Annotated in this window: 23 protein-coding genes; 22 read left to right on the top strand and 1 reads right to left on the bottom strand. The window is 73.3% G+C overall.

Features of this window, described 5'->3' with window-relative positions:
* The first annotated feature begins 3 nt into the window (after positions 1–3).
* Together ABZ881_RS22745 and ABZ881_RS22740 are read left to right on the top strand one after the other, a co-directional pair.
* The gene (locus tag ABZ881_RS22745) at positions 4–1,614 is read left to right on the top strand and encodes an AMP-binding protein (protein ID WP_358487475.1); all 1,611 of its coding nucleotides are present in this window, start codon (positions 4–6) and stop codon (positions 1,612–1,614) included.
* Positions 1,611–2,504 carry a CoA-transferase gene (locus ABZ881_RS22740; protein WP_358487473.1) on the top strand — a complete coding sequence of 298 codons (894 nt, stop codon included), beginning with the start codon at positions 1,611–1,613 and terminating at the stop codon, positions 2,502–2,504. The genes ABZ881_RS22745 and ABZ881_RS22740 overlap by 4 nt, the downstream gene beginning before the upstream one ends.
* A gap of 59 nt (positions 2,505–2,563) precedes the next feature.
* Here the strand turns inward: ABZ881_RS22740 and ABZ881_RS22735 are convergent, their stop codons facing one another.
* Positions 2,564–3,565 (bottom strand): aldo/keto reductase, encoded by a 1,002-nt coding sequence (locus ABZ881_RS22735; protein WP_358487471.1) that lies wholly within the window; start codon positions 3,563–3,565, stop codon positions 2,564–2,566.
* Positions 3,566–3,723: 158 nt separating this feature from the next.
* Here ABZ881_RS22735 and ABZ881_RS22730 point away from each other — a divergent pair, with 158 nt between their 5' ends.
* The 20 genes from ABZ881_RS22730 to ABZ881_RS22635 all read left to right on the top strand — a co-directional run bounded on the left by ABZ881_RS22730 (position 3,724) and on the right by ABZ881_RS22635 (position 26,290).
* Complete coding sequence (locus ABZ881_RS22730) at positions 3,724–5,253, top strand: aldehyde dehydrogenase family protein (protein WP_358487469.1); 1,530 nt, start codon at positions 3,724–3,726, stop codon at positions 5,251–5,253.
* Positions 5,250–6,344 (top strand): zinc-binding dehydrogenase, encoded by a 1,095-nt coding sequence (locus ABZ881_RS22725; RefSeq protein ID WP_358487467.1) that lies wholly within the window; start codon positions 5,250–5,252, stop codon positions 6,342–6,344. Before ABZ881_RS22730 ends, ABZ881_RS22725 begins: the two co-directional genes overlap by 4 nt.
* 252 nt (positions 6,345–6,596) lie before the next feature.
* Positions 6,597–7,106 carry a VOC family protein gene (locus tag ABZ881_RS22720; protein WP_358487465.1) on the top strand — a complete coding sequence of 170 codons (510 nt, stop codon included), beginning with the start codon at positions 6,597–6,599 and terminating at the stop codon, positions 7,104–7,106.
* A gap of 10 nt (positions 7,107–7,116) precedes the next feature.
* The gene (locus tag ABZ881_RS22715; protein ID WP_358487463.1) at positions 7,117–8,244 is read left to right on the top strand and encodes an alpha/beta hydrolase; all 1,128 of its coding nucleotides are present in this window, start codon (positions 7,117–7,119) and stop codon (positions 8,242–8,244) included.
* Positions 8,244–9,476, top strand: coding sequence for an NAD(P)/FAD-dependent oxidoreductase (locus tag ABZ881_RS22710; protein ID WP_358487461.1), 1,233 nt, complete (start codon positions 8,244–8,246; stop codon positions 9,474–9,476). The genes ABZ881_RS22715 and ABZ881_RS22710 overlap by 1 nt, the downstream gene beginning before the upstream one ends.
* Before the next feature lie 8 nt (positions 9,477–9,484).
* A complete protein-coding gene (locus ABZ881_RS22705) occupies positions 9,485–10,645 on the top strand; it encodes an acyl-CoA dehydrogenase family protein (RefSeq protein WP_358487459.1) in 1,161 nt (386 codons plus the stop codon).
* A 7-nt stretch (positions 10,646–10,652) separates the two neighbouring features.
* Positions 10,653–12,266 (top strand): AMP-binding protein, encoded by a 1,614-nt coding sequence (locus ABZ881_RS22700; protein ID WP_358487458.1) that lies wholly within the window; start codon positions 10,653–10,655, stop codon positions 12,264–12,266.
* Positions 12,263–12,694 (top strand): MaoC family dehydratase N-terminal domain-containing protein, encoded by a 432-nt coding sequence (locus tag ABZ881_RS22695; RefSeq protein ID WP_358487456.1) that lies wholly within the window; start codon positions 12,263–12,265, stop codon positions 12,692–12,694. Before ABZ881_RS22700 ends, ABZ881_RS22695 begins: the two co-directional genes overlap by 4 nt.
* Positions 12,691–13,119: a MaoC/PaaZ C-terminal domain-containing protein gene (locus ABZ881_RS22690; RefSeq protein ID WP_358487455.1), complete on the top strand. Its 429-nt coding sequence runs from the start codon at positions 12,691–12,693 to the stop codon at positions 13,117–13,119. The genes ABZ881_RS22695 and ABZ881_RS22690 overlap by 4 nt, the downstream gene beginning before the upstream one ends.
* Entirely contained in the window at positions 13,116–14,012 is an 897-nt protein-coding gene (locus tag ABZ881_RS22685; RefSeq protein ID WP_358487453.1) for an amidohydrolase family protein, read from the top strand. Before ABZ881_RS22690 ends, ABZ881_RS22685 begins: the two co-directional genes overlap by 4 nt.
* A 13-nt stretch (positions 14,013–14,025) precedes the next feature.
* Positions 14,026–15,540, top strand: coding sequence for an FAD-binding protein (locus ABZ881_RS22680; RefSeq protein ID WP_358487451.1), 1,515 nt, complete (start codon positions 14,026–14,028; stop codon positions 15,538–15,540).
* Between the two features lie 94 nt (positions 15,541–15,634).
* Positions 15,635–16,339 (top strand): helix-turn-helix domain-containing protein, encoded by a 705-nt coding sequence (locus ABZ881_RS22675; protein ID WP_358487450.1) that lies wholly within the window; start codon positions 15,635–15,637, stop codon positions 16,337–16,339.
* Between the two features lie 319 nt (positions 16,340–16,658).
* Positions 16,659–17,606 (top strand): ABC transporter permease, encoded by a 948-nt coding sequence (locus tag ABZ881_RS22670; protein WP_358487448.1) that lies wholly within the window; start codon positions 16,659–16,661, stop codon positions 17,604–17,606.
* 23 nt (positions 17,607–17,629) lie between these two features.
* Positions 17,630–18,529, top strand: a complete 900-nt coding sequence (locus ABZ881_RS22665) for an ABC transporter permease (RefSeq protein WP_358487447.1) — start codon at positions 17,630–17,632, stop codon at positions 18,527–18,529.
* The gene (locus tag ABZ881_RS22660; protein WP_358487445.1) at positions 18,526–19,548 is read left to right on the top strand and encodes an ABC transporter ATP-binding protein; all 1,023 of its coding nucleotides are present in this window, start codon (positions 18,526–18,528) and stop codon (positions 19,546–19,548) included. Before ABZ881_RS22665 ends, ABZ881_RS22660 begins: the two co-directional genes overlap by 4 nt.
* Entirely contained in the window at positions 19,541–20,593 is a 1,053-nt protein-coding gene (locus ABZ881_RS22655) for an ABC transporter ATP-binding protein (protein WP_358487443.1), read from the top strand. The genes ABZ881_RS22660 and ABZ881_RS22655 overlap by 8 nt, the downstream gene beginning before the upstream one ends.
* The gene (locus ABZ881_RS22650) at positions 20,590–22,857 is read left to right on the top strand and encodes a CoA transferase (RefSeq protein ID WP_358487441.1); all 2,268 of its coding nucleotides are present in this window, start codon (positions 20,590–20,592) and stop codon (positions 22,855–22,857) included. Before ABZ881_RS22655 ends, ABZ881_RS22650 begins: the two co-directional genes overlap by 4 nt.
* Before the next feature lie 21 nt (positions 22,858–22,878).
* Positions 22,879–24,105, top strand: coding sequence for an amidohydrolase family protein (locus ABZ881_RS22645; protein WP_358487439.1), 1,227 nt, complete (start codon positions 22,879–22,881; stop codon positions 24,103–24,105).
* A complete protein-coding gene (locus ABZ881_RS22640; protein WP_358487437.1) occupies positions 24,102–25,088 on the top strand; it encodes a peptidyl-alpha-hydroxyglycine alpha-amidating lyase family protein in 987 nt (328 codons plus the stop codon). Before ABZ881_RS22645 ends, ABZ881_RS22640 begins: the two co-directional genes overlap by 4 nt.
* Entirely contained in the window at positions 25,085–26,290 is a 1,206-nt protein-coding gene (locus ABZ881_RS22635) for a cobalamin-independent methionine synthase II family protein (RefSeq protein ID WP_358487435.1), read from the top strand. Before ABZ881_RS22640 ends, ABZ881_RS22635 begins: the two co-directional genes overlap by 4 nt.
* Positions 26,291–26,333 lie beyond the last annotated feature (43 nt).

Raw genomic sequence — 26,333 nt, 5'->3', positions numbered from 1 at the left:
GCCATGCGCATCGAGAACCTCCTGCGGCAGAACGCGGTACGCCGCCCCGACCATCCGGCCGTCATCACCGACGGGACCGAGCTGACCTGGTCCGAACTGGACACCGCAACCGACCGGCTGGCACACGCGCTGATCGACCGCGGGTACCGCGAGCAGGAGCGGATCGCGCTCGTCCTGGCCAACGACCACCGCGTCGTCGTCGCCTACCACGGGCTGTGGAAGGCGAACCTGGTGACCGTCGGCGTCAACCCGAAGCTCACCGCGACCGAGATGCGCCGCATCCTGGTGCACTCCGGCGCGTCCGCGGTGATCTGCGACTCGGCGACCGCGGTGGAGGCGGCCGCCGGTGCGCCGGCCGTCCGGCGGATCGTCACCGTCGGACAGGTCGGGACCGGGCAGGCGCAGGCCGGGCAGGCGGAGATCGAGATCGAGTCGTTCGACGAGCTCGTCGCCTCGGGTGCCGACGGGCCGGTCCCCGGCGAGCGCGGCGGGGTCAGCGTCTTCAGCGGCTCCGACCTGCGCTCGCTGCGCTACACCAGCGGCACCACCGGGGCGGCGAAGGGCTGCATGGCCACCCACGACCAGCAGCTGGCCAGCACCGCGAACTACCTGTGCGAGGTCGACGTCCCCCGGGGCGGGCCGACCTGGATCTCGATGCCGCTGAGCCTCGGGGTCGGCGCCTCGTTCGTGACCACCACCGCCTACCTGGGCGTGCCGCTGCTGCTGCGCAGGCGGTTCGACGGGGCGGCCTTCGTCGACGACGTCGAGCGGTACGGGGTGACGCACGCGTTCCTGGTGCCGACCATGCTGGTCGACCTGGTCGCGGCGCTCCCGGGGCTCGACGCGAGCCGCGCCCGGTCGCTCTCGCTGATCGGCTACGGCGGCGCCGCGACCTCGTGGAACCTGATCCGCTCCCTGGTCGAGGCGCTCGACGTGCGGCTGTACCACGCGTTCGGCGCCACCGAGGCCGGCGGTTTCGCCGCTCTGCTCACCCCGGACGACCACGACCGGCTGCTCGCCACCGGGCCGACCTCGATCGTGCCGGTCGGCCGGCCCGCCGCGTTCGCCGAGGTGCAGCTGGTCGACGGCGAGGACCGGGTCGTCGAGCCGCGCGAGGTCGGCGAGATGCGGATCCGCGCGGCGAGCGTGTTCTCCGGGTACTGGAGCCAGCCCGAGGCCACCCGCGCGGTGCTGCGCGATGGCTGGCTGCGCCTGGGCGACATGGCCTGGCGCGACGAGCAGGGCTACATCTACCTCGCCGACCGGGCGCAGGGCGTGATCCGCTCGGGCGCCCAGAACGTCTACGCCGGAGAGGTCGAGGCGGTGCTGCAGAGCTGCCCCGGCGTGCACCGCGCCGCCGTGATCGGTGTGCCGGACGAACGCTACGGCGAGTCGGTGAAGGCCCTCGTGCAGCGCACCGAGGGCAGCGAGGTGACCGCGCAGCAGGTGATCGAGCACTGCGCGGAGCAGCTGTCCGCCTACAAGCGTCCCCGCGAGGTCGCGTTCGTCGACTCCCTGCCGGTGGACGAGGGCGGCAAGATCAGAAGAGCTGAGCTGTCGAGCGGCACGGGCCTGGCCCTGCTCGGCACCGCGACGAAGGAGTCCGGACGGTGAGCGTGGAAGCGAGCACGAGCAAGGTGACCACCCCGGAGGAGGCGGTCGCCGACATCCCCGACGGTGCGACCATCGCCCTCGGCGGGGTGCACTCGCACAACAGCCCGATGGCGCTGGTGAACGCGTTGATCCGGCGCGGGGTGCGCGACCTGGAGCTCATGCCCACCCCCAGCGCGGGCGCCCCGGTCGACATGCTGATCGCGGCCGGCTGCGTGCGCAGGCTGCACGTGTCCTACGTCGGGCTGGAGTTCCTCGGGCTGGCACCGAACTTCCGCCGGGCCGCGCAGCAGAAGTCGATCGAGATCATCGAGGCCGACGAGGCCTGGGTCGTCTACGGCTTCCGGGCCGGGGCGAGCAAGCTGCCGTTCGTGGCGCTGCCCCCGCTCTACGAGGGCACCGACCTGCCGAAGGTCAACCCGATGATCAGGACCACCACCGACCCCTACACCGGGCGGACGGTCACCACGATCCCCGCGCTGCGCGCCGACTACGGGCTGTTCCACGCGCAGGTCTCCGACCGCAAGGGCAACGTGCAGATCTTCGGCCAGCGCCGGTTCGAGGACGTGATGGCCAAGGCCAGCGACCACGTCATCGTCTCGACCGACGAGGTGCTCGACGAGTACGCGCCGTCGCCGGATCCGCGGATCGTGTCGATGCCCGGCGCGATCGTCGAGAAGGTCGCGCACGCGCCGTACGGTGCGCACCCGCTGTCCTCGCCGGGGCACTACGGCTACGACCGCGAGCAGCTCGTCGAGTACCGGGACCGGGCGGTCGCCGGCGAGACCGCGAGCTACCTCGACACCTACGTGCACGGGGTGCGCGACCACGCGGAGTACCTGGAGAAGCGCGGGGTCGGCAGGCTGCTCGGCCTGCGGCAGACCTTCCGCTGATCCGGCGCACCGGCGCGGTGTGGCCCCTCCGGGATCCGGTGGGGCCACACCGGCGGAACTCACCAGGAGTAGGCCTCCGGGGCGGGCCCAGGCCCGGGGAAGATCGCGTCGAGCCGGGCCAGCACGTCCTCGCCGAGGTGCACGCCGAGCGCACCGGTCGCCTCGACGAGCTGGTCGACCGTGCGCGGGCCGATGATCGTCGCGGAGACCCCCGGCCGGGCCAGCAGCCAGGCCACGGCCACGTCCGCCGGCTTCGCGCCGAGCTCGTCGCACAGGTCCTCGTAGGCCTGCACCGCATCGCGGTGCCGGTCGAGCTTGGCCAGCCGCTTGCCCCGGTGGGTGGCGATCCGGGCGCCGGGCAGCGGCTCACCCATGGTCCGCTCGCGCTCCTTGCGGAGGATCCCGCCGAGCAGCCCGGCATCCAGCGGGGACCAGGGCATCATGCCGACTCCGTAGTGCGCGCAGGACGGCAGCACCTCGAGCTCCGCGGTGCGCTCCAGCAGGTTGTAGATCGTCTGCTCGCTGACCAGCCCGGGCCTGCCGCGGCGGGAGGCAGCCTCCTGACCGGCGGCGATGTGCCATCCGGGATGGTTGGAGGAGCCCACGTAGACGATCTTGCCCTGCGCCTTGAGCAGGTCCATCGCCTCCCAGATCTCCTCCCACGGCGTGCTCCGGTCGATGTGGTGCATCTGGTAGAGGTCGATGTGGTCCACGCCGAGCCTGCGCAGCGACGCCTCGCAGGCCCGCCGGATGTGCAGCGCGGAGAGCCCGGAGTTGTTCGGCCCCTCGGCCATCTGGCCGTAGAGCTTGGTCGCGAGCACCGTCCGGTCCCGGCGCCCGGCCCCGCCGGCGAGCCACTTGCCGATGATCTGCTCGGTGTACCCCTCGCCGAAGCGCCATCCGTACACGTCGCCGGTGTCGATCACGTTGATCCCCAGGTCCAGCGCCCGGTCCATGATCACCGACGCGTCCTCGGGGGTGGTCTGGGTACCGAAGTTGTCGGTACCCAGGACCAGCCGGCTGACGATCAGCCCGCTGCGGCCGAGATGGGTGTACTCCACAGGACCTCCTCAACAACTATCGGACTTTACGTCCCATATCTAATGCATCGCATGGTAGCGTCGCAGCGCTTCCCACGTAAGAGCGCTCGCTCGTCCGCACCGGACCGCGCCGCCCCCACCAGGGCCGTCGGCGCCCGGCGCCGTCCAGAGGAGGTCCGATGACCGAGCATCCGGCCGTTCCCGGCCGTCACACCTACATCGGCGGCCGGCTGCGGGACGGCGGCGGCCCGCCCGTCCCCGATCTGCACCCCGGCGACGGCAGTGTGATCACCACCGTGCCCGGCACCGCGCCGGAACTGCTCGACGAGGCCGTCGCCGGCGCGCTCGCCGCACAGCCCGGCTGGGCCCGGACCGGCCCGCACGAGCGGGCCCGCATCCTGCGCGACGCGGCCACCCTGCTGGAGGCCGACGCCGACCGGCTGGTCCGGCTGGTCACCCTGGACAACGGCAAGACCCTCGCCGAGGCGCGCGGGGACGTGCTGGTCGCGGCGAGCCATCTGCGCAGCGCCGCGGTCTGGGCGACCGGCCTGGAGGGATCCACGCTGCCCGCCGACGGCAGCACCCTGAAGCTGACCCTGCGCGACCCGGTCGGCCTCGTCGCCGCGATCATCCCGTTCAACGCGACCCTGATGTTCGCCGCGCAGAAGGCGGGCCCCGCGCTGGCCGCGGGCAACGCGATCGTGCTCAAGGCACCGGAGCAGAGCCCGCTGGCCGCACCGGCGCTGGCCGAGCTGCTCACCGCGGCCGGCCTGCCGGACGGCCTGCTGCAGGTCGTGCAGGGCGCGGGCGACGTGGGCCGGGCGCTGGTCACCCATCCCGCCGTCACGATGGTCTCCTTCACCGGCAGCACCGAGGTCGGCCGGCAGGTCATGCGGGACGCCGCCGGCGACATGAAGCGCACCCTGCTGGAGCTGGGCGGCAAGTCGGCCAACATCGTCTACGCCGACGCCGACCTGGACTCCGCCGTGCACGCCGCGGTCGGCGGGATCTTCCGCAACGCCGGGCAGCGCTGCTTCTCCGGCTCCCGGTTGCTGGTCCAGAACTCGGTGGCCGACGAGGTCACCGAGCGGGTCGCCCGGATCGCCGCGGCGATCCGGGTGGGCGACCCGTTCGACCCGGCCAGCGAGCTGGGCTGCCTGATCTCCCGGTCGCAGGAACGGCGGGTGCAGCAGATGATCGACGACGCCGTCGCCGCGGGAGCCGTGCCGGCGGCCGGCGGCGGCAGGCCCGCCGGCGTGCACCCGGACGGCGCCTTCCTCTCCCCCACCGTGCTGGACTTCCGCGATACGGCGCCGTCGGCCGGCGAGGGAGCGTCGATCATCCGGGACGAGGCGTTCGGGCCGGTGCTCACCGTGCAGGGCTTCGATACCGTCGAGCAGGCCGTCGAGCTGGCAAACGACTCACCGTTCGGCCTGGTCGGCGGGTGCTGGACCCGGGATCTCGAACGCGCGCTGCACACCGCGCGCGCCGTCCGCGCCGGGTACTTCTGGATCAACTCCTACGGCGCGCTCGCCCCGGACGCCCCGATCGGCGGGGTCGGCCTGTCCGGGGTGGGCCGCGAGCTCGGCCGGATCGGCCACGAGGCCTACACCGAGATCCGGACCGTCGTCGTCGACACCGCACCCCGGTCGGCGCCCCGCTGGTACGCCGAACCCGCCGCAGCCACCGCACCGCAGGAGCCGAGATGACAGACACCTACCGCGCCGCCGTCGTCCGCCGGGCACACGAGCCGATCGCGGTGGAGGCCGTGCCGCTGCGCGAGCCGGTGCGCGACGAGATCGCGATCGAGGTGACCGCCTGCGGGCTGTGCCACAGTGACGTCCACTTCATGCACGGCACCTCGGGGACCGACTTCCCGTACGTGGTGGGCCACGAGGTCACCGGCCGGGTCGCGGCGCTCGGCCCGGATGTCGGCGCCGGGGCCGGGATCGGGATCGGCGACGCCGTCGTGGTCGCGCCGATGGTGGCCTGCGGCCGGTGCCGGCACTGCGCGGCCGGGCATCCCGCCCGGTGCGCGGCCCGGCTCCTGCGGCGCCCGCCGATCCCGCTGGCGGACGGCGCGTCGGGTACCCCGGTGCTCGGTGTCGGCGGGCTGGCCGAGCGGGCGATCGTGCCGGCGGCCAACGTGGTGCCGATCGATCCCCGGGTGCCCCCGGAGATCGCCGCGCTGCTCGGCTGCGGGGTACCGAGCGGCTACGGCGCCGCCGTGCACACCGCCGGGACCGGCCCGTCCGACGACGTCGTGGTGATCGGCTGCGGCGCGGTCGGCCTGGCCGCGGTCGCCGGGGCCGCCGCCGCCGGGGCCGCCACGATCATCGCGGTCGACGTGCAGGCCGGGAAGCTGGAGCCGGCGACCGCGTTCGGGGCGACGCACACGGTGGACGCCGGGGCGGCCGACCCGGTGGAGGCGGTCCGGCGGATCACCGGGGGGCGCGGGGCCGACGTGGTGCTCGACGCCGTCGGTGGCCCGCGCACGCTGGGGCTCGCGCTGGGAGTCCGCGCGGTGGGATCGCGACTGGTGGTGGTGGGCGCGCCGAAGGTCGGCGACACCCTGGAGCTGGGCCTGCGCGAGCTGTTCCTGACCGGGGGCTCGCTGCGGGTGTCGATCTGGGGCGACTGCGACGCGCGTCGCGACCTGCCGATGCTCGCCGCCCGCTACCTCGCCGGCGAGCTGCCGCTGGAGCGCTACCTGACCGGGACCTACGGGCTGGCCGACGCCCAGCGCGGGTTCGACGAGCTGCTCGCCGGACGCGCGCTGCGCAGCGTCGTCACCCCGTGACCGACATCCTCCCGGCGGCATCCCGCGCACACCACCCCCGCTGACGACGCCCCTCCCGGAGCGCGGCCCGCTACCCCGTGACCTGCCGGTATCCACCGCGCCGAGCACGGGCGGACCTCGCCGCGCGGCCCTGCCCCGGCGCTTCGGCCGTGGGGTCGCCGGTCGCAGGTGATCGGTTGACAACGCCCTCCCCCAAGCCGCACTATCCGTACGGATACCGGACTCACTGTCCAATAATAGAGAAGAGGCACTATGACCGACACCGTCGCCTCGGAACTGCAGGCACCGCGCTCGCTCAACCACATCGCCTACCCGACGTGGGACTCCCAGCGGACGCACGACTTCTACACGCGGGTGCTGCGCTGCCCGCTGATCGCCGCGATCCGGCAGGACGAGGTGCCCTCCAGCGGGGCGAGGACCCCGTTCCTGCACACCTTCTTCGGGCTCGCCGACGGCAGCGCGATCGCGTTCTTCGAGGTGGACGGCCTGCCCGAGTACGAACCGGATGCGGTCCCGTCCTGGATCCGGCATCTCGCGCTCAACATCGACTCGATGGAGGAGCTGCTCACCTGGAAGGCGCACTTCGAGACCGAGGGGGTCGAGGTGAACGGGATCGTCGACCACGACGGCGTCTGGGAGTCGCTCTACGTCTTCGATCCCAACGGGGTCCGGATCGAACTGACCCTGCAGACCCGCGAACTCACCGAACAGGATGCCCGCGAAGGGGCCGCCAACCTGCAGGCCTGGAACCAGCGCGGGTGAGGGGACGCACGTGCTGACCCGCGAACTGCTCGGGATCCCGATGCCCGCCGGTCAACGCCTGGACATCAACTCCGGCGTGGCCAGGCTCAGCGGCAAGATCTGGGCCACCCTCTGGCGCGACGACCGCCGCACCCCGACCACCGCCGTGCTGATCGTGCACCCGGCGTCGAACTTCCTCGGCCACTACGCACTGGCCGATCTCGCCGAGCGCGGTGTCGCCGCGGTCGGCCTGTGCACCCGCTACGTCGGGAACGACTCCGCACTGATCATGGAGAACTGCGTTCTGGACATCGGTGCCGCGATCACCCACCTGCACGAGCTCGGGTACCCCGAGATCGTGCTCGTCGGCAACTCCGGTGGCGGTGGACTGGCCGCGCTGTACCAGGAGCAGGCCGAGAACCCGACGATCACCGAGACCCCGGCCGGCGACCCGGTCGATCTCGCGGGCGCCGGGCTGGTCCCGGCCGACCGCCTGGTCATGGCGATGGCCCATCCGGGCCGGGCCACCGTGTACACCGAGGGCCTCGATCCGGCGATCGTCGACGAGCACGACCCGTTCGGCCGCGATCCCGGGCTGGACATGTTCGACCCGCAGCACGGACCGCCCTACCGACCGGAGTTCGTGCAGCGCTACCGGGCGGCGCAGATCGCCCGCAACGACCGGATCTCCGCGTTGGCGTTCGACCGGCTCACCGAGCTGACGAAGCTGGACCGTCCCGGCCCGGACGACCTGCCGTTCGTCGTCCACGGAACGGCGGCCGACCTGCGGTTCACCGATCTCACGCTGGATCCGTCGGATCGGAGGGCCGGCACGCTGTGGGGCGATCCGTGGACCGCCAACACGCAGCCCGCGTCGCTGGGGCACCTGACCAGCCTGCGGTCCTGGCTCAGCCAGTGGAGCCACGCGCACAGCCGCGCGAACGCCTACCAGCGGCTGCGCGGGGTGAGCGCCCCGGTGATGGTGGTGTACGGCTCCGCCGACTGCGCCGCGTTCCCCAGCCACGCCCGCGGGATGTACGACGCGGTCCGGCACCACCGGCGGGAGCTGGTCGAGATCACCGGCGCGGACCACTACTTCCAGGGCACCCCCGAGCTGGCCGCACGCATGTGCGACCACATCGTCGAGTGGAGTACCTGATGAGCACCGCACGGGGGCGCGCGAACGGCGCCGGCCCCGCCACCGAGGTGGCCGTCGTCGGGGCCGGCCCGGTAGGGCTGACCGCGGCGCTGGCACTGGCCAGGGCCGGGATCGGGGTCACCGTCTTCGAGTCCGAGCCCGAGCTCAGCACCGAGTGGCGGGCATCGACGTTCCACCCGCCGACCATCGAGATCGCCCGGCACCTGGGAATCGCGGACGCGATGCTCACCGCAGGTCTGATCGCACCGCGTTACCAGGTCCGGGACCGGACCGACGGGCTGATCGCCGAGTTCGACTTCGGTGCGCTCGACGACGAGACCGAGTTCCCCTTCCGGCTGCAGCTGGAGCAGTACAAGTACACCCAGATCCTGCGCGACGCACTGGCCGCAGCCCATCCCGACGTGACCATCCGGATGGGCTGCGGGATCAGCGACCTGCACGACGCCGGCGACCACGTCGAGCTGCGGTCCGGGCAGCGCACGACCACCGCCGGATGGGTGCTGGCGACCGACGGGGCGCGCAGCACCGTCCGCCGGGTGCTGGACCGGCCGTTCGACGGGCTCACCTACGAGCACCGCTACCTTGTGCTGTCCATCGACCACCCGATCGACACCCTGTTACCGGGGATCTGCGACGTCAACTACATCTCCGACCCGGTGGAGCACCTGCTGGTGCTGCGGGTCCCGGACGTGTGGCGGGTGGTCGTCTCGGTGCCGCCTCAGGTGAGCAGCGAGGAGGCCGTCTCCGACGCCTACGTCGGGCAGCGGCTGCGGAAGCTGTTCGGCGACCAGCCCGACCTGGCGCTGCTCGAACGCAAGACCTACGCGGTGCACCAGCGGGTGGTCGACAGCTTCCGGCACGGCCGGGTACTGCTGCTCGGCGATGCCGCGCACATCAACAGCCCGATGGGCGGGATGGGCCTGAACAGCGGGATCCACGACGCGTTCGACCTGTCCGTGCAGCTCGCCGGTCATCTCGCCGGCGCGCTCGACGAGAGCGCGCTGGACATGTGGGCGGCCCGGCGGCGCAAGGCGGCGGTGGAGACGGTCCAGGAGATCACCCACCGGACCACGACCGCGCTGGCCGAGGCGGACGAGGCCCAGCGGCGCCGGTTCCAGCAGCAGATGTCCGACATCGCCGCGGACCCGCAGCGGGCCAAGGCATGGATGATGGACGCGGCCATGATCTCCAACGCGCGGGCCTACGACCTGCCCGCACGCAACGGGACCTGAGGTCTCCGATGGACTTCGCACTCGACGACGAGGAACGCGACATCCGGGACACCGTCCGCCGGTTCGTGCAGCGCGAGCTGCTGCCCCGCGAGCCGGAGTTCCTGCGCCGCGAGCGTTCCGGCGAGCCCGGCCTGCCGCACGACGAGCTGGTCGAGCTGCAGCACAAGGCCCGCTCGTTCGGGTTCTGGGGTCTCGCCACGCCCACCGGATGGGGCGGGATGGGCCTCCCGGCGATGCTCCAGTCGCTGATCACCACCGAGCTGGCGACGACGTGCGTGCCGTTCCGCTTCGGCGGCGCGGCGGACAACATCCTGTTCGCCGCCACGCCCGCCCAGCAACGGGCCTACCTGAGCCCGACCATCTCCGGTGCGCGGCGCGGCTGCTTCGCGCTGACCGAGCCCGGAGCGGGCTCCGACGCGCGGGCGATCACCACCACCGCCCGCCGGGACGGCACCGACTGGCTGATCAACGGCCAGAAGACCTTCATCACCGGCGGCAACGAGGCCGACTACGCCATCGTCTTCGCCGTCGCCGAGCCGGGGATCACCGCGTTCCTCGTCGACCGCGAACAGGGCTGGACCTCGACCCCGATCCCGACGATGGGCAGCTGGCACGAGCCGGCGACGCTGTTCCTCGACGACGTCCGGGTGCCCGACTCGGCCGTCCTCGGCGAGGTCGGCAAGGGCTTCGAGCTGGCGATGCGCTGGATCGGCAAGGGCCGGCACACGATCGCCGCACAGTGCATCGGGATCGCGGCGCGCTGCCTGCAGATGGCGGTGGACCACGCGAACACCCGGGAGACCTTCGGCCGGCCGATCGGCACCAACCAGGGCATCGGCTGGATGCTCGCCGACTCCGAGACCGAGCTGGAGGCCGGCCGCTGGCTGGCGCTGCGGGCGGCGTGGGACGCCGACCGCGGGGCCGACGCCCGGCACGCCGCGGCGATCGCGAAGCTGTACTGCACCGGGATGGTGGGCCGGGTGGTGGACCGGGCGCTGCAGGTCCACGGTGGCCTGGGCTACACCAGGGAGCTGCCCCTGGAGTGGTGGTACCGGTCGGTCCGCGTGATGCGGATCTTCGAGGGCACCGACGAGATGCAACGAATGATCATCTCCCGCGACCTGCTTCGCGGGCACTCCCGGATCGGAGGCCACCTTGCCCACCCCTGAGAGTCCGATGAGCGTGTCCGCGGCGCTGCGGGCCGCGGGCGCCGCCGCGGCCGACCGGATCGCGGTGGCGCACGGCGACGTGCGGACCACCTACGCCGAGCTGCACGCCCGCGCCGACCGGGTCGCCGGGACCCTCGCCGCGCGCGGGGTCGGCCGCGGCGACACCGTGGCGATCGCCCTCTACAACGGGGCCGAGTACCTGGAGACGGTGCTCGCCGCGTTCCGGATCGGCGCAGTCCCGGTCAACATCAACTACCGGTACCGCGAGCCCGAGCTGGCCTACGTGCTCGACCACGTGGGCGCGGTGGCGCTGGTGCACGACGAGAGCCTGACCGAGCGGGTCGGCGGGGTCGCCGGCTCGCTGCCGACACTGACCGCGGTGCTGCGGACCGGCGACTCCGCGGCCGGCACCGCGGCGTCCTACGCGGACGCCGCGGCGAGCGGGGAGCCGGTCACCGCCGGCGACGAGACCGGGTTCGAGCACGGGATCATCCTGCTCACCGGCGGCACCACCGGCCGGCCGAAGGGTGTGATCTGGGACCGCGCCGGCCTGCTCGGCATCCTCGGTTCGGTCTTCCGCCAGCAGGGCATCGCCGCCCCTTCCGGCCCGGCGGAGGTCCGGGCCGCGGTCGCCGAGCTGCGCGAGCGCGACGCCGTGCCGGTGGTGCTGCCGATGTCGCCGCTGATGCACGGCACCGGCTTCTTCCACGCGGTGCGCACGCTGCTCGGCGGCGGCACGGTCTGCTTCTGCACCTCGCACTCGCTCGACGCCCACGAGGTCTGGCAGGTGGTGGCCCGGGAGCGGGCGACCGAGATGGTGATCGTCGGGGACGCGTTCGGCCGCCCACTGCTCGACGCGCTCGCGGAGCAGCGGGCGACCGGCACCCCGTACGACGTCTCCAGCATGCGCCGGATCACCAGCTCCGGGGTCGCCTGGAGCATCGACGTCAAGCGCTCCCTGCTCGCCGAGGGCTCGATGACGCTGGTGGACAACATCTCCGCGTCCGAGGGCGGCCCGTTCGGGGTCGCCGAGGCGAGCAGCGAGGCGGACCTGGCGGACGGCCGGTTCGACCTGGCGCCGGTGGCCAGGGTGCTCGACGAGCAGGACCGTGACGTCGAGCCGGGCAGCGGCCGGGTGGGCGTGCTGGCCAGCGCCGGCCCGCAGCCGGTCGGCTACCTGCGCGATCCCGAGCGCACCGCGCGCACCTGGCGGGTGATCGACGGGGTGCGGTACGCGGTGCCCGGCGACCTGGCCTCGCTGGACGCGGACGGCAAGCTGATCCTGCTCGGCCGCGGCGACGGCGTGATCAACACCGGCGGCGAGAAGGTCTTCCCCGAGGAGGTCGAGCAGGCACTGGTGGCACACCCGGCGGTCGCCGACGCGGTCGTCATCGGGCTGCCCGACCCGCGCTGGGGCCAGGAGGTCACCGCGCTGGTGGCCGGGGAGCTGGCGGGGCACTCGGACGAGGCGCTCATCGCGCACCTGGCCGACCGGCTCGCCCGGTACAAGCATCCGCGCAGGCTGATCCGGATCGACGCGGTGCCGCGCACCCCGGCGGGGAAGGTCGACCGCACCCGGGCCAAGCAGCTCGCCACCAGGACCCAGGAGGACGACAGATGACCCAGCGGAGCTTCCCGATCGAACGGGGGCACGTGCTGGCGTTCGCCAGGGCGCTCGGCGCCGAGCCGGATCCCGGCGGCGCGGTGCCACCGACCTTCCCGATCGCCTACGCCCACTTCGACCCGGACTGGCCGCTTCGGATGCGGCCGGGCCGGCCCTGGCAGGGCTCCGGGGCCGGGCCGGGCGGCGGCGGTGCCGGCGGCGGTGGGCTGCACGCCGAGCAGGAGTTCACCTACTTCCGTCCGCTGCGGGTCGGCGAGACCCTGGTCCCGAGCAAGCGGGACGGGCGGACCTGGAGCAAGGAGGGGCGTTCCGGGGTGCTGGACTTCACCGAGCGGCACACCGACTTCCACGACGCCGACGGCGAGCTGGTCGCCCGCGCCACCGCGGTGACCGTCCGCACCCGGCCGGCGGGAGGTGCCGCATGAGCACCCCGGCCACCGTGATCGTGGGCGATGAGCGGACCGAGGTCGTCGTCGAGGACCTCCGGCGGACCCAGATCGTGATGTACGCCGGGGCCGGCGGGGACTTCAACCCGCTGCACACCGACGAGCCGTTCGCCACCCGGGTCGCCGGGCACCCGACGGTGATGTCGCACGGGATGCTGGTGATGGGGCTGGCCGGGCAGGTTCTCGCCGACTGGTTCGGCACCGCGAACGTCCGCCGCTACCGCGCCCGGTTCCAGTCCCCGACCTGGCCCGGCGACACGCTCACCGTGACCGCCAGGGTCGACGAGCTGCGGACCGAGGGCGGCGAGCACCTCGCCGAGCTGACACTGACCACCACCAACCAGGACGGACGGGCCGTGCTCGGCGGCTCCGCCACCGTCGTCACCGCCGGGGAGGCGACATGACCCGCGGGATCGACCCCGACGCCGTCGACGCGATCGACGTGCACACCCACGTGCAGCTCTCGGTCGCCGAACAGGCCGCCCCCGACGGGTCGGAAGGCTTCGCCGCGATGGCGAAGTACTTCAGGTCCGGCGAGGTCACCCGGTTCACCGTGCCGATGCTGGCCGAGTACTACCGGGAGCGGAGGATGGCGGCGGTCGTGTTCACCGTGGACGCGGCGCACCAGACCGGGCGGGAGCCGAACCCGCCGAACGAGGAGATCGCCGACCTGGCCGCGGAGCACTCCGACGTGCTGATCCCGTTCGCCAGCATCGACCCGCACCGCGGTGCGGCGGGCGTGCGGGCGGCCCGCAGCCTGATCACCGGGCACGGGGTGCAGGGCTTCAAGTTCCACCCGACCTCGCAGGGCTTCTTCCCGAACGACCGGATGGGCTACCCGCTCTACGAGGTGCTGCAGGAGCACGGGATGGTCGCGCTGTTCCACACCGGGCACACCGGGGCGGGCGCCGGGCAGCGGGGCGGCGGCGGGCTGCGGCTCAAGTACTCCTCGCCGATGCTCGTCGACGACCTCGCGGTGGACTTCCCGGACCTGAAGATCGTGCTGGCGCACCCGTCGTTCCCCTGGCAGGACGAGGCGCTGTCGGTCGCGATGCACAAGCCGAACGTCTACATCGATCTGTCCGGCTGGTCCCCGAAGTACTTCCCGCCGCAGCTGGTCCAGTACGCGAACACGCTGCTCAAGGACAAGATGCTGTTCGGCTCGGACTTCCCGATGATCACCCCCGAACGCTGGCTGGAGGACTTCGCCGCGGCCGGCTTCCGGGACGAGGTACGGCCGAAGATCCTCAAGGAGAACGCGGTGCGGCTGTTCGGTCTCACCGCCGCGGCCGGCTGAGCGGGAGGTACCGATGTCCGGCACAGAGTTCGACCGCACGGTCGACGTCGTCGTGCTGGGGCTCGGCGACGCGGGCGCGGTCGCCGCGGTGACCGCGCACGACGCCGGTGCCCAGGTGCTGGTCCTGGAGAAGCAGACCGCCGAGCGGCACCGGCCGAACAGCCGGTACGCGGCGGGCTTCTTCCTGGTCCCCACCGACGTCGACGCCGCCTGCCGCTACCTGGCGGCGTCCTACGCGGTGTCCGGGGAGGACGCGGTCGTCGAGCCGGAGCTGATCCGGACGTGGGCGGTCGAGACCGCGGCGAACCCGGCCTGGCTGACCGCGCACGGCGGCGAGTACAGCGTCCTCGACCTGCACGGCGAGCACGACACGCTGCCCGACCACGGCTCGGTCACGGTGCACCGGGTGCTGCCCTCCGAGCGGGCGGCCCGCTGGCCGGGCTGCCCGCTGTTCGGGCTGCTCCGCTCGCTGGTCGACGATCGCGGGATCGAGGTCCGGTTCGGCACCGCGGCGACCGGGTTGATCACCGGCCCGGACGGCGGCGTGCGCGGCGTCCGGGTCGACGACGGCGGGGGGCGCGCGCAGCGGATCGGCGCCCGGCGCGGCGTGGTGCTCGCGGTCGGCGGCTTCGAGGGCGATCCGGGCATGCAGCGCCAGTTCCTGCCGGTCCCGCGGGCCTGGTTCTACGGCAGCCAGGACAACACCGGCGACGGGATCCGGATGGCCCAGCAGGTCGGCGCCGAGCTGTGGCACATGAACGTCTGGCCCGGGCACTTCGTCGCCCGCTTCCCCGGCAACGGCTACAGCGGGGGCACCGGGATCGATCTCTGGGGCACCGGCCGGTTCGGGCCCGACCCGGACCGGGCGGCCAATCCCGGGGCGATCTTCGTCGACGGTGCCGGGCAACGCTTCCTGGCCGAGCCGGGCCGGCAGCACGCAGCGCACCTGGAACTGCTCGGGATGGACGCGCAGCGGCTCACCCATCCGCGGATCCCGACCTGGTGGATCTTCGACGAGCGGCGCTTCGACAAGGGTCCGCTGGTCCCGACCTACTCCGGCCCGGCCGGTCCGGTGCAGGACTACACCTGGAGCGCCGACAACGTCGCCGAGCTGGAACGCGGCTGGATCCACGGCGCGCCGGACCCGTCGTCGCTGGCGGAGCTCTGCGGGCTCGATCCCACAGCGCTGACCGAGTCGGTGCGGCGGTACAACGCCTCCTGCGCCGCCGGTCACGACGAGCACCTCGGACGTGCCGCATCGACCCTGGTCCCGCTGGACGGGCGGCGGTTCTTCGCGGTGCCGCTGTACCCGGGCGGCTCGCACACCGTCGGCGGGCCGCGCCGCGACGCGCGCGCCAGGGTGCTCGCCGTCGGTGGCGATCCGGTCCTGAACCTGTACTCGGCGGGCGAGCTGGGCTCGATCCACGGCCTGCTCTACCCGGCCGGCGGCGCCAGCCTCGCCGAGTGCATGGCGTTCGGCCGGATCGCCGGGGCCGCCGCCGCTGCCGACCGGGCGTGCGCATCGTGAACGGTCGGATGCGGAGCGATAAGGTGGCGGCCCTCCGTCACACCCGGCGGACAGGAGCCGGTGTCCACAGCGTAGGTCGGGGAAGGTGTCGCAGATGAGCACGGAGGTGCGGGACGGCGACGGGCCGGCACAGAGCGGTTCGCTGACCCTCGATCGTGGGCTGCGGCTGCTGGAGCTGCTGGCCAACGAGGACCGCGAGATGACGGTCGCCGAGCTGGCGACCTCGCTCGGGGTGCACCGGCAGGCCGTCTACCGGCTGCTCACCACGCTGCGCGCGCACCGGCTCGTCGCCGAAGGCAGCTCCGGCCGGTACCGGCTGGGTCTGGGCGTGATGCAGCTGGCCCGCCAGGCCAATCCGGAGCTGCGCCGGGCGACCGCCCCGCACCTGCGCCGGCTCGCGCAGGAGCTGGAGGTGACCGCACAGTGCGTCGTCGCCGAGGGCGACGACGCGGTCGCGCTGTCGGTCTTCGAGCCGCCGGCCTCGGTCTTCCACCTCTCCCAGCACAGCGGCGCCCGGCACCCGCTGGCCCAGGGCGCGAGCGGCCTGGCGATCCTGATGGCGCGCAAGCCGAGGACCTCGGACCCGGACGTCGTCCGAAACGCCCGGGAGGCCGGGTACGCGGTCTCCCGCGGGCGGCTCACCGCGGGGGCGGTGGGTATCGCGGTTCCGCTGTTCGACGGCGACGGCCACTCCCTCGACGCCGCGATCGGTGTCGTCTCGATGGGCGAGGTGGACGTCGAGCACGTCGCCCGCCGGCTGCTCGACACCGCCCGGCTGATCGCCGACGGCGGTCTCTGACCGCTGCGCCACGGCCCCGCCACGGGCACCCCGGCCCGGGGCCGCCCGCGGCGCGGCGCGGCATGCCCCGCGGGTGGGTTCGTCCCACCCCGGCGGGGCGCCCGGCGCTGCCCGCGTACGCGGCGATCGTTCCACGGCTGCACGACATCCGCGCTGTCCAGCAGGGTTTCCTGCTGGTTGACACCTTGACGTGGACCACACCACAGTGCACGATATGTGTCAGTAAACGAACAGAAAGTCCAATAATCGGACGAGCGCCGCGACAGTGCCTCCCCACCTGCGGCAGCGTCACCACCGCCCAGCGTCGGACGGAGCGACGATGAACTCACGAATGGTCATCCGCCGGATCGGCGGCGGCCTGCTCGTTCTCTGGCTCGTCTCACTGCTGACCTTCCTGATGGTCCAGCTGATCCCCGGAGACCCGGCAGAGGTGATCGCGGGCGACAACGCCTCGGTGGCCGACGTCGACCGGATCCGCGAGCAGCTGGGCCTGGACCGACCCGTGTACGAGCAGTACCTGTCCTGGCTCGGCGGAGTGTTGCGCGGGGACCTCGGCAACTCGCTGTTCACCAACCAGCCCGTCACCGAGGCGATCCTCGACGTGGCTCCGCCGACCCTGGCGCTCACGCTCACCGCGATCGTCCTCGCCCTGCTGCTCGGCGTCGGCACCGGCGTCATCGCCGGCCTGCGCCAGGGCAGCTGGATCGACCGCGCGGTCTCCACCCTGGCGACCCTGGGCATCGCGATGCCCAGCTTCTGGGTGGCGATGCTGCTGGTGTCGGTCTTCGCGCTGACCCTGCGCTGGCTGCCCGCCACCACCTACGTCCCGCTCGACCGGGGCTTCGGCACCTGGCTCTCGCACATCCTCATCCCGGCGACCGCGCTCGGCCTGGCCACCGCCGCCGAGCTGGCGCGGCACACCCGTGGCTGCGTCGCCGACGTCCTCGCCCGGCCCTACATCCGCACCGCCCGGGCCCGCGGGGCCTCGACGCCGCACCTGATCGGCAGGCACGTCCTGCGCAACGCGGCGATCCCGGTGGTCACGGTGCTCGGCCTGCAGACCAGCCGGCTGATCGGCGGCACGATCGTCGTCGAGGCGGTGGTCGGCATCTCCGGCCTCGGCTCGCTGGCGGTGAACTCGGTACTGCAACGCGACTACCCGGTGATCCAGGGCTACGTGCTGTTCTGCGCGCTGGTCGTGGTGGTCGTGAACCTCGTCGTCGACCTGGCCTACGGCTGGATCAACCCGAAGGTGAGAGCAGCATGAACCCTCCCCCCGAGCCTCGGACGATGGATCCCGCACCGCCGGCCACCCGCGTGGACCCCGCTGCGGGCGCCGCGCCGCGCAGCCCGAAGCAGCGCAACCGGGTGCTGCGCGCCGTGGTCGGGCGGCCGGCGAGCGCGGCGTCGCTCGGCGTCGTCACGGTGCTGGTCGTGCTCGCGATCATCGGGCCGCTCGTGGCCCCCTACGACCCGGACGCCCAGGACCTGTCGAACCGGTTCGCCGACCCGAGCTGGGCCCACCTGTTCGGTACCGACGACTTCGGCCGCGACGTGCTCAGCCGGATCATCACCGCGTCCCGGATCACCATCGTCGCCCCGCTGATCTCGGTCGGGATCGCGGTGGCCATCGGGCTGCCACTGGGCCTGCTGGCGGCGATCCGCGGCGGCTGGGTGGACGCCGTCGCCGGGCGGCTCGCCGACACCGTGCTGGCGCTCCCCGCACTGGTGGGGGCGCTCGCGATCGTCGCGGTGCTCGGGCCCGGACTGGTCAACACCATGATCGCGGTCGGGATCATCTTCGCCCCGACGATGTTCCGGATCGTCCGCGGCGCCGCGCTCGCGGTCACCGAGGAGACCTTCGTGCAGTCCGCGACGGCGATCGGTTCGTCGCAGCGGCGGATCCTGGCCGTGCACGTGCTGCCGAACATCGCGGCGCCGGTGCTGGTCCAGGTGACCATCCTGATGGGGGTCGCGCTGCTCGTCGAGGCGAGCCTGAGCTTCCTCGGGCTCGGCGTGCAACCCCCGGACGCGAGCTGGGGATCGATGCTCAAGGCGGCCTACGCCAGCCAGTTCGACGCGCCCTACGCGGTCATCCCGCCCGGCGTGGCGATGGTGCTGACCGTGCTGTCGTTCAACACGATCGGCGACGCGATCCGCGACGCCGTCGGGATCCGGAGGCGGATGTGACCGCACCATCGCGCCCGGCCGGGGAACCGCTGCTCTCGGTCCGCGGCCTGACCATCGACCTGCCCGGCGACCCCGGCCAGCGCGGACTCGTCGAGGACGTCACGTTCGATGTGCACCGCGGGCGTTCGCTGGCCCTGATCGGCGAGTCCGGCTGCGGCAAGAGCCTGACCTCGATGGCCGCGCTGCGGCTGCTGCCGCCCGGGCTGCCGGTCCGGTCCGGCTCGGTCCTCTTCGACGGCGTCGACCTGCTGCGGTGCCGCCCGCGCGAGCTGCGCGCGGTGCGCGGCGGGCCGGTCGGCATCGTCTTCCAGGAGCCGATGAGCAGCCTGAACCCGACCATGACGGTCGGCGACCAGATCGCCGAGGCCCGTCGGCTGCACCTGGGCGAGAGCAGGCGGGCCGCGCACCGGCGCGCCATCGAGCTGCTGGAGCGGGTCGGCATCCCGAACGCCGGGCAGCGCGTCCGCTCCTACCCGCACGAGCTCAGCGGCGGGATGCAGCAGCGGGTGATGATCGCCGGCGCGATCGCCTGCGACCCGAAGCTGGTGATCGCCGACGAGCCGACCACCGCACTGGACGTGACGATCCAGGCGGAGATCCTGCAGCTGCTGCGCGACCTGCAGCGGGACATGGACCTGGCGGTCCTCCTGGTCACCCACGACCTCGGCGTGGTCGCCGACTTCTGCGACGACGTCGTGGTGATGTACGCCGGCCACGTCGTCGAACGGACCTCGATCGACGGGCTGTTCTACGACCCGCAGCACCCGTACTCGAGCGCGCTGCTGGCGGCGGTCCCGCAGTCCGGCAGCCCGCGCACCCGGCTGAACGTCATCCCCGGCCGGGTCCCACCGGCCGGCCGGTTCCCCGACGGCTGCCGGTTCCGCCCGCGCTGCGGGCACGACCTGCCCGAGCTGTGCGCGCGACCGCAGGTCGACGCCGAGCTGGAGCACGGTCACCGCACGCGGTGCGGCCGGGTCTCCGGTGGCGAGCTGACTCTGGAAGGGGTGGCCCGTGTCTGATCCGACGAGCCCGGACGCGGCGACGGTGGTGCGGGCCACCGGCCTGGTCAAGAGCTTCCCGCTGACCCGGACCCTGCTCGGCAGGCCGCTGCGCTCGCTGCGCGCGGTGGACGGTGTCGATCTCACGGTGCAGGCCGGAACGACGCTGGGCCTGGTCGGCGAGTCCGGATCGGGCAAGACGACGGTCGGCAGGCTGATCGCCCGGCTCGCCGAGCCCGACACCGGCGCCGTCGAGGTCTGCGGCCAGGACGTCACCCGGGTCCGCGGAGCGGAGCTCAAGGCGCTGCGCGCCCGGTTGCAGTTCATCTTCCAGGACCCCTACGGGGCGCTCGACCCGACGAAGTCCGTCGGGCACGCGGTCACCGAGCCGCTGGTCGTGCACGGCCGGATCAGCGCCGCCGAGGCGCTCGACGCCGCGGGCCCGCTCTTGGAACGGGTCACCCTGGATCCCGAGTTCGCCCACCGGCGCCCGGACGAGCTCTCCGGCGGGCAGCGCCAGCGGGTGTGCATCGCCCGCGCGCTGGCGCTCGAACCGGAGGTCCTGGTCGCCGACGAGCCGACCTCGGCACTGGACCTGTCCACGCGCTCGGAGATCCTCAACCTGCTGCTCGACATCCAGCAGCGCAGCGGCCAGGCGGTGCTGCTGGTCTCGCACGACTTCGCCACCGTCCGGCACCTCGCGCACCGGATCGCGGTGATGTACTTCGGCCGGATCGTCGAGGAGGGCACCGCCCAGGAGATCGCCGAGGACCCACGGCACCCGTACACCAGAGCGCTGCTCTCGGCCGTCCCGGTGCCGAACCCGGACCTGCAGCGGTCCCGGCAGCGCACGGTGCTCCAGGGCGACCTGCCGGACCCGGCGGCGCCGCCGTCCGGGTGCCGCTTCCGCAGCCGTTGCCCCGTCGCGATGGACGCCTGCGCGAACGACGACCCGCCGCTGCTCGCGCTGTCGGCGACCCGGAGCGTCGCCTGCCTGCGGCACCAGCCGTCGAGCCGGACCCCGGCCGGTGTCGACGTCGCCGGGCCGGTGGAGACCGTCCGATGAGTGCGCCGCTGACCGGGGTCCGGGTGCTCGATCTCGGTCACCACGTCGCCGGCCCGCTGACCGCGCTGCTGCTGGCGGACCAGGGCGCCGACGTGGTGCGCGTGACCCGGCCCGGCAGCGGACCGGCCGATCCGTTCCTCGACCGCGGCAAGCGGCGGATCGAGCTCGATCTGAAGACCCCGCACGGCCGCGACACGGCCCGGGCACTGGCGGCCGTGGCCGACGTGCTGGTCGAGAACTTCCGGCCGGGCGTCACCGACCGGCTCGGGCTGGGCCCCGAGCAGCTGCGGGCGGCCAACCCCGGGCTCGTGTACTGCGCGATCCCCGGGTTCGGCTCCGCCGATCCGCGGGCCGGGGTGCCCGGCTGGGAGGGCGTGATCGCCGCCGCGACCGGGAACTGCCGGCCGCGGGCCGGCAACGCGCCGCCCGGCCGGGACCCGGAGCGGCCCACGTACACCGCGATCCCGGTCGCGTCGAACTTCGCCGCGTTCTGCAGTGCGGTCGCGATCGTGGCCGCGCTCACCGGGCGGCACCGGACCGGCCTCGGCGACCGGCTCGAGATCTCGCTCTACGCCGCCATGTTCGAGGCCGTCGGCGGCTCCGGCGCGTACCCGGTCGCCACCGGGCTGCCGCCGGAGCGGGCGATCTCGACGCTCGGGAGCGGCTGCTACCGCAGTGCCGACGGCCGGTACGTCCAGTTCAACCCGATCGGGGCGACCAACCGCTTCCTGCGCTGGTTCCTCGACGCCGCGGGGGTCGGTCACTGGATCGCCGAAGGGCTGGCCGACCGGGCACGCGGCGCCGCCGATCCCGGCCCGTTGCGCGAGCGGCTGACCGGCCTGTTCGCGTCCCGGCCCGCCGCGGAGTGGGAGGACCTGGCGGCCGCGGCCGGGGTGCCGCTGTCGATGGTCCGGACCACCGCCGAGTGGATGGCGTCGCCGCAGGCGGTCGCCGACCGGCAGGCCGTGACCGTCACCGACCCGGTCCGCGGGGCGCTCACCGTGCCCGGCGCCGCCGTCGTGCTCGACGGCACCCCGGACCCGACCGGCCGGGCCGCCCCGGCCGGCACCGCCGATCCCGACGAGGTGCTGGCCGGCTGGGGACGCCCGGCCGACCGGGAGGTGGCCGCCGTGACACCGGCCGCACCCGGATCCGGCGCGGACGCCCCGTACGCCGGGCTGCGCGTGCTGGACCTGACCCAGATCCTCGCCGGGCCCAGTGCCGGGCGGGTGCTCGCCGAGTTCGGCGCGGATGTCACAAAGATCAATGTTCCGCAGCGGCGGATCGGCGCGCACGGCGTGGTCAACCGGGGCAAGCGGACCGTGCTGCTGGACATCACGTCCGAGGCCGGCGAGCAGGTGCTCTGGCACCTGATCGAACGGTCCGACGTTCTCACGCACAACCTGCCCGCCCCGACGGCCCGCCGTTACGGGCTGAGCCACGATCACCTCGCGGCCCGCCGGCCGGAACTGGTCCATGTGTCGGTCAGCTGCTACGGCGGCAGCGGCCCCTGGGCGGGCCGGCGCGGCTACGAGACCCAGGGGCAGGCCGCCACCGGCCTCGCCGAGCGGACCGGCGGCACGCACGGCCCGGCGGTGCTCGGGCCGTACAACGTGCTCGACTACGGAACCGGCATGCTCGCCGCGTTCGCCGTCGCGCTCGGCGCGCACCGCCGGATCACCACCGGCCGGGGCGGCGCGGGGCACGTCTCGCTGACCCGGACCGGGATCTACCACCAGGCCCGCTACGCCACCTCCGACGCACCGGGCGACGAGCCACGCGGCCCGGAGGCGCTGGGGACCGGCCCGGCCCACCGGTTCCACCGGGCCGCGGACCGCTGGCTGTTCGTCGCCGCCGGGCCGGGCCGCGAGGACCGGGTCGCCGAGCTGCTCGGCACCGGACCGGGGGGCTGGGCGGCCGCGTTCGCCGGACGCCCGGCGACCGACTGGGTACGGCTGCTCGACGAGGTGGGTGTCGCCGCGCACGAGGTGATCGGTCTCGCCGAGCTGATGACCGATCCGCGGGCCACCGGCCAGGGGCTGGCGATCACCCAGGTCTCCGACGAGGTCGGCGAGGTGGTCCTGCCGGGCCCGGCAGTCCGTGCCGAGCGGATCCCGGTCCGAGCGGGAACACCTGCCCGCCGTCCCGGGGCCGACGGCCGGGAGGTGCTCACCGCCGCCGGCCTGGGCGACCGGATTCCCGAGCTCGAACGTTCCTGGGTGGTGCAGCTCGACGCCCTGCCCGCCGGCTGGGCGAGCTTCTGACCCGGCCCCGAGAGGAGACACATGCACGTCGACCTGCTCATCAAGGGCGGACACGTCCTCGATCCCGGTCGCTCGATCGACCGGCGCACCGACGTCGCGATCGCCGACGGCCGGATCGCGGCGATCGGTGACGACCTGCCGACCGATGGCGTGACCCGGGTCGTGGAGGTCCGGACACCCGGCCACTACGTGGTTCCCGGCCTGCTCGACATCCACACCCACGTCGCCCACGGTGCGATCACCCCCGGCGTCGGGATGGAGGGCTGCGATCCGGACACCATCGGCGTCCGGTCCGGGGTCACCACCGTCCTCGACGCGGGCTCCGTCGGCGTGGCCAACATCGGGGTCTTCTCGGCGTTCATCCAGCCGCTGGCACGGACCAGGGTGATCCCCTACCTGAACATCGGCAGCTACGCCCACACCATGCCGACCATGGTGGACGTCAACGCGCTCGCCGAGATCGACCCGGACGCGATCGGCCGCTGCGTCGCGGCGAACCCCGGCCTGGTGGAGGGCATCAAGGTCCGACTGGTCGGACCGCTGATGGCCGAGCACGGCAAGGAGATCCTGGCCCGCAGCAAGACGGTCGCCCAGGAGCACGGGGTCCCGCTGATGGTGCACATCGGCGATCTCTCCGCCCGCCGCAGGCCGGACCCGCACCTGCTCACCCCGGTGACCCGCTACGCGATCGAGGAGCTCGGCCCGGGCGACGTGCTGACCCACCTGTGCACGCCCAACGACGGCGGCGTACTCGGTGCGGACGACATGATGCTGCCGCTGCTGACCGAAGCCCGCCGGCGCGGTGTCGTGCTGGACGCCGCGCTGGGCCGAGGGAACTTCGGCTACGACGTCGCCCGCCGGCAGCGCGACGCCGGGCTGGCGCCGGACACCGTGTCCAGCGACCTGACCGCGATGGGCGAGTCGTTCCAGAGCCTGATGGAGTGCATGGCGAAGTTCATGGCCGTCGGGTACTCGCTGGCCGAGGTCGTCCGGATGACGACCTCGGACGCGGCGGCGGCGATCGGCCGCTCGGCCGATCTCGGCGCGATCGAGGTCGGCCGGGAGGCAGACATCACGATCCTGGAGGTCGTCGACGGCGACTTCGAGTTCGTCGACACCGCGGGCGACACCTTCCACGGTGCGCACGGCCTGCGCCCGGTGCAGACCGTCCGGGCCGGTGAGCTGATCGCCCCGCACTGGGGTCCGCACCCGTGGGGCTGGCTGCCGGCCGTCGCGGAGCGGTCGTGACCGTCGCCTGGCGTGCGGACCCGGCCTGGTCGCAGCGGACGGCCGGGCTGGACTACACCGACGTCACCGACACCGACACCGATGCCGACGACCACGTCTACCTGCTGACCCGCTCCGAGGGGCAGGTGATCGTGCGCGATCCCGACGGCGGCTTCGTCCGAAGCTGGGGCCGGGGCACGTTCACCACCCCGCACGGTCTGACCGTCGGCCCGGACGGCTCGGTGTACTGCGTGGACGCCGGCGACCACACCGTCCGCCGGTTCTCCCCGACCGGCGAACTGCTGGCGGTCATCGGCACCGCCGGCGTCCCGTCCGACACCGGCTACTCGGGCGACCGGCCGGTCCGGGTGCACAGCGTCGAGCGGGTCCGGTACCCGGGCGACCCGTTCAACCGGTGCACCGCGCTGGCCGTGGCCCCGAACGGCGAGCTCTACGTCGCCGACGGCTACGGCAACTGCCGGGTGCACCGGTTCTCCGCGGACGGCGAGCTGCTCGGGTCCTGGGGTTCGGTCGGCACCGGCCCCGGCGAGTTCCACCTGCCGCACGGGATCGACGTCGGCCCGGACGGACGCGTGTACGTCGCCGACCGGGAGAACGACCGGATCCAGGTCTTCTCCCCCGACGGCGGGTTCCTCGAACAGTGGACGGATCTCCAGCGGCCGTGCGACCTGGTGGTCGGCCGGGACGGCACGGTCTCGGTCGTGGAGCTGTGGCGGCCGGCGGGCACCCGCTCGTTCGTGCACGGCGAGGTGCCCGCCGACCTGCCGTCACGGCTGTCCGTGCTCGACGGCGAGGGCCGTCCGCAGCAGCGCTGGCACGGCTCGTTCGTCGCACCGCACGGCATCGCCCGCGACTCCACCGGCGCGCTCTACGTCGCCGAGGTGACCCACAGCTTCGCGATCGCCACCGGGCGGGTCGGCCCCGAGTACGCCGACCAGCTCTTCACCCGACTCATCCCGACCTTCGACGAGGAGACCCCATGAGGCGCGAACCCGGCCGGATTCTCACCACCCACGGCGGGAACCTGCCCCGCCCCGCCGACCTGGACGAGCTGATCGGCGAGGGGGAGCCGGCACGGGAGCGGCTGCAGCAGCGCCTTCCCGGGGCGGTCGCCGAGGTGGTCGCCCAGCAGATCGACTGCGGGCTGGACGTGATCAACGACGGCGAGTACGTCAAGGCCGCGAACATGGCGGGCTACGCCGGCTACATCCACGCCAGGGTGACCGGATGGGAGGTGCTCGACATCGACCCGGCGATCGGGCCGAAGCGCGCCTTCGTCGCAGCCCGGGACCAGGCCGAGTTCCCCGGGACCTACGGGTCGGGACTGTGGCTGACCGGCTCCGGCGGCCCGGTCCGGCCCGGTTTCGCCACCCCCGGCGCCGCACCCCGGCTGCCGAGCACCGAGCGCGTCTGCACCGCTCCGATCCGCTACACCGGCCACGACGCGATCGCAGCCGACGTCGCCGCGCTGACCGCGGCGGTCGAGGGCCGACCGGTGGACGGCTTCATCGCCGCGCTCGGCCCGCTGAGCCTCGGCGCCGGTGCACGCAACGCGCACTACGCCGACGAGCAGGAGTACATGTTCGCCGTCGCCGAGGCGATGCGGGAGGAGTACAAGGCCGTCACCGACGCCGGCCTCGTCCTGCAGATCGACGAGCCGGAGTTCGCGACGACCTGGCAGTTCCATCCGGAGTGGTCCGTCGAGGACCTCCGCCGGTACCTGGAGTTCGCGGTCGAGGTGCTGAACCACGCGATCTCGGGTCTGCCGTCCGAGCAGATCCGGTTGCACTCCTGCTGGGGCAGCGGGCACCGGCCGCACACCCAGGACATCGGGCTGGTGCACATCGCCGATCTGCTGGTGAAGGTGAACGCCGGTGCGTACGCGATCGAGTCGGGCAACGTCCGGCACGCGCACGAGTGGCGGGTCTGGCAGGACGTGAAGCTGCCAGAGGGCAAGATCCTCGCCCCCGGCGTCGTCAGCCACGCGACCGACCTGGTGGAGCACCCCGAGCTGGTCGCCGAGCGGCTGGTCAACTTCGCGAGCGTGGTCGGCGCGGAGAACCTGCAGGCCGGCACCGACTGCGGCATCGGCTCGCGGGTCGGCCACCCCGAGATCGCCTGGGCGAAGCTCCGCTCGCTCGCCGAGGGCGCCCAGCTCGCCGCCAAGCGCCTGCACTCGGCCTGACCCGTGGTCAGGCACCGATCCCCCGAACACCTGCACTGGCCAA

Origin of the sequence: Pseudonocardia sp. NPDC046786 (assembly GCF_040645415.1) — a bacterium.
GTDB lineage: Bacteria > Actinomycetota > Actinomycetes > Mycobacteriales > Pseudonocardiaceae > Pseudonocardia > Pseudonocardia kongjuensis.
Note: the sequence above shows the minus strand (reverse complement) of the source record. Positions and strands in the feature narration are given on the sequence as shown.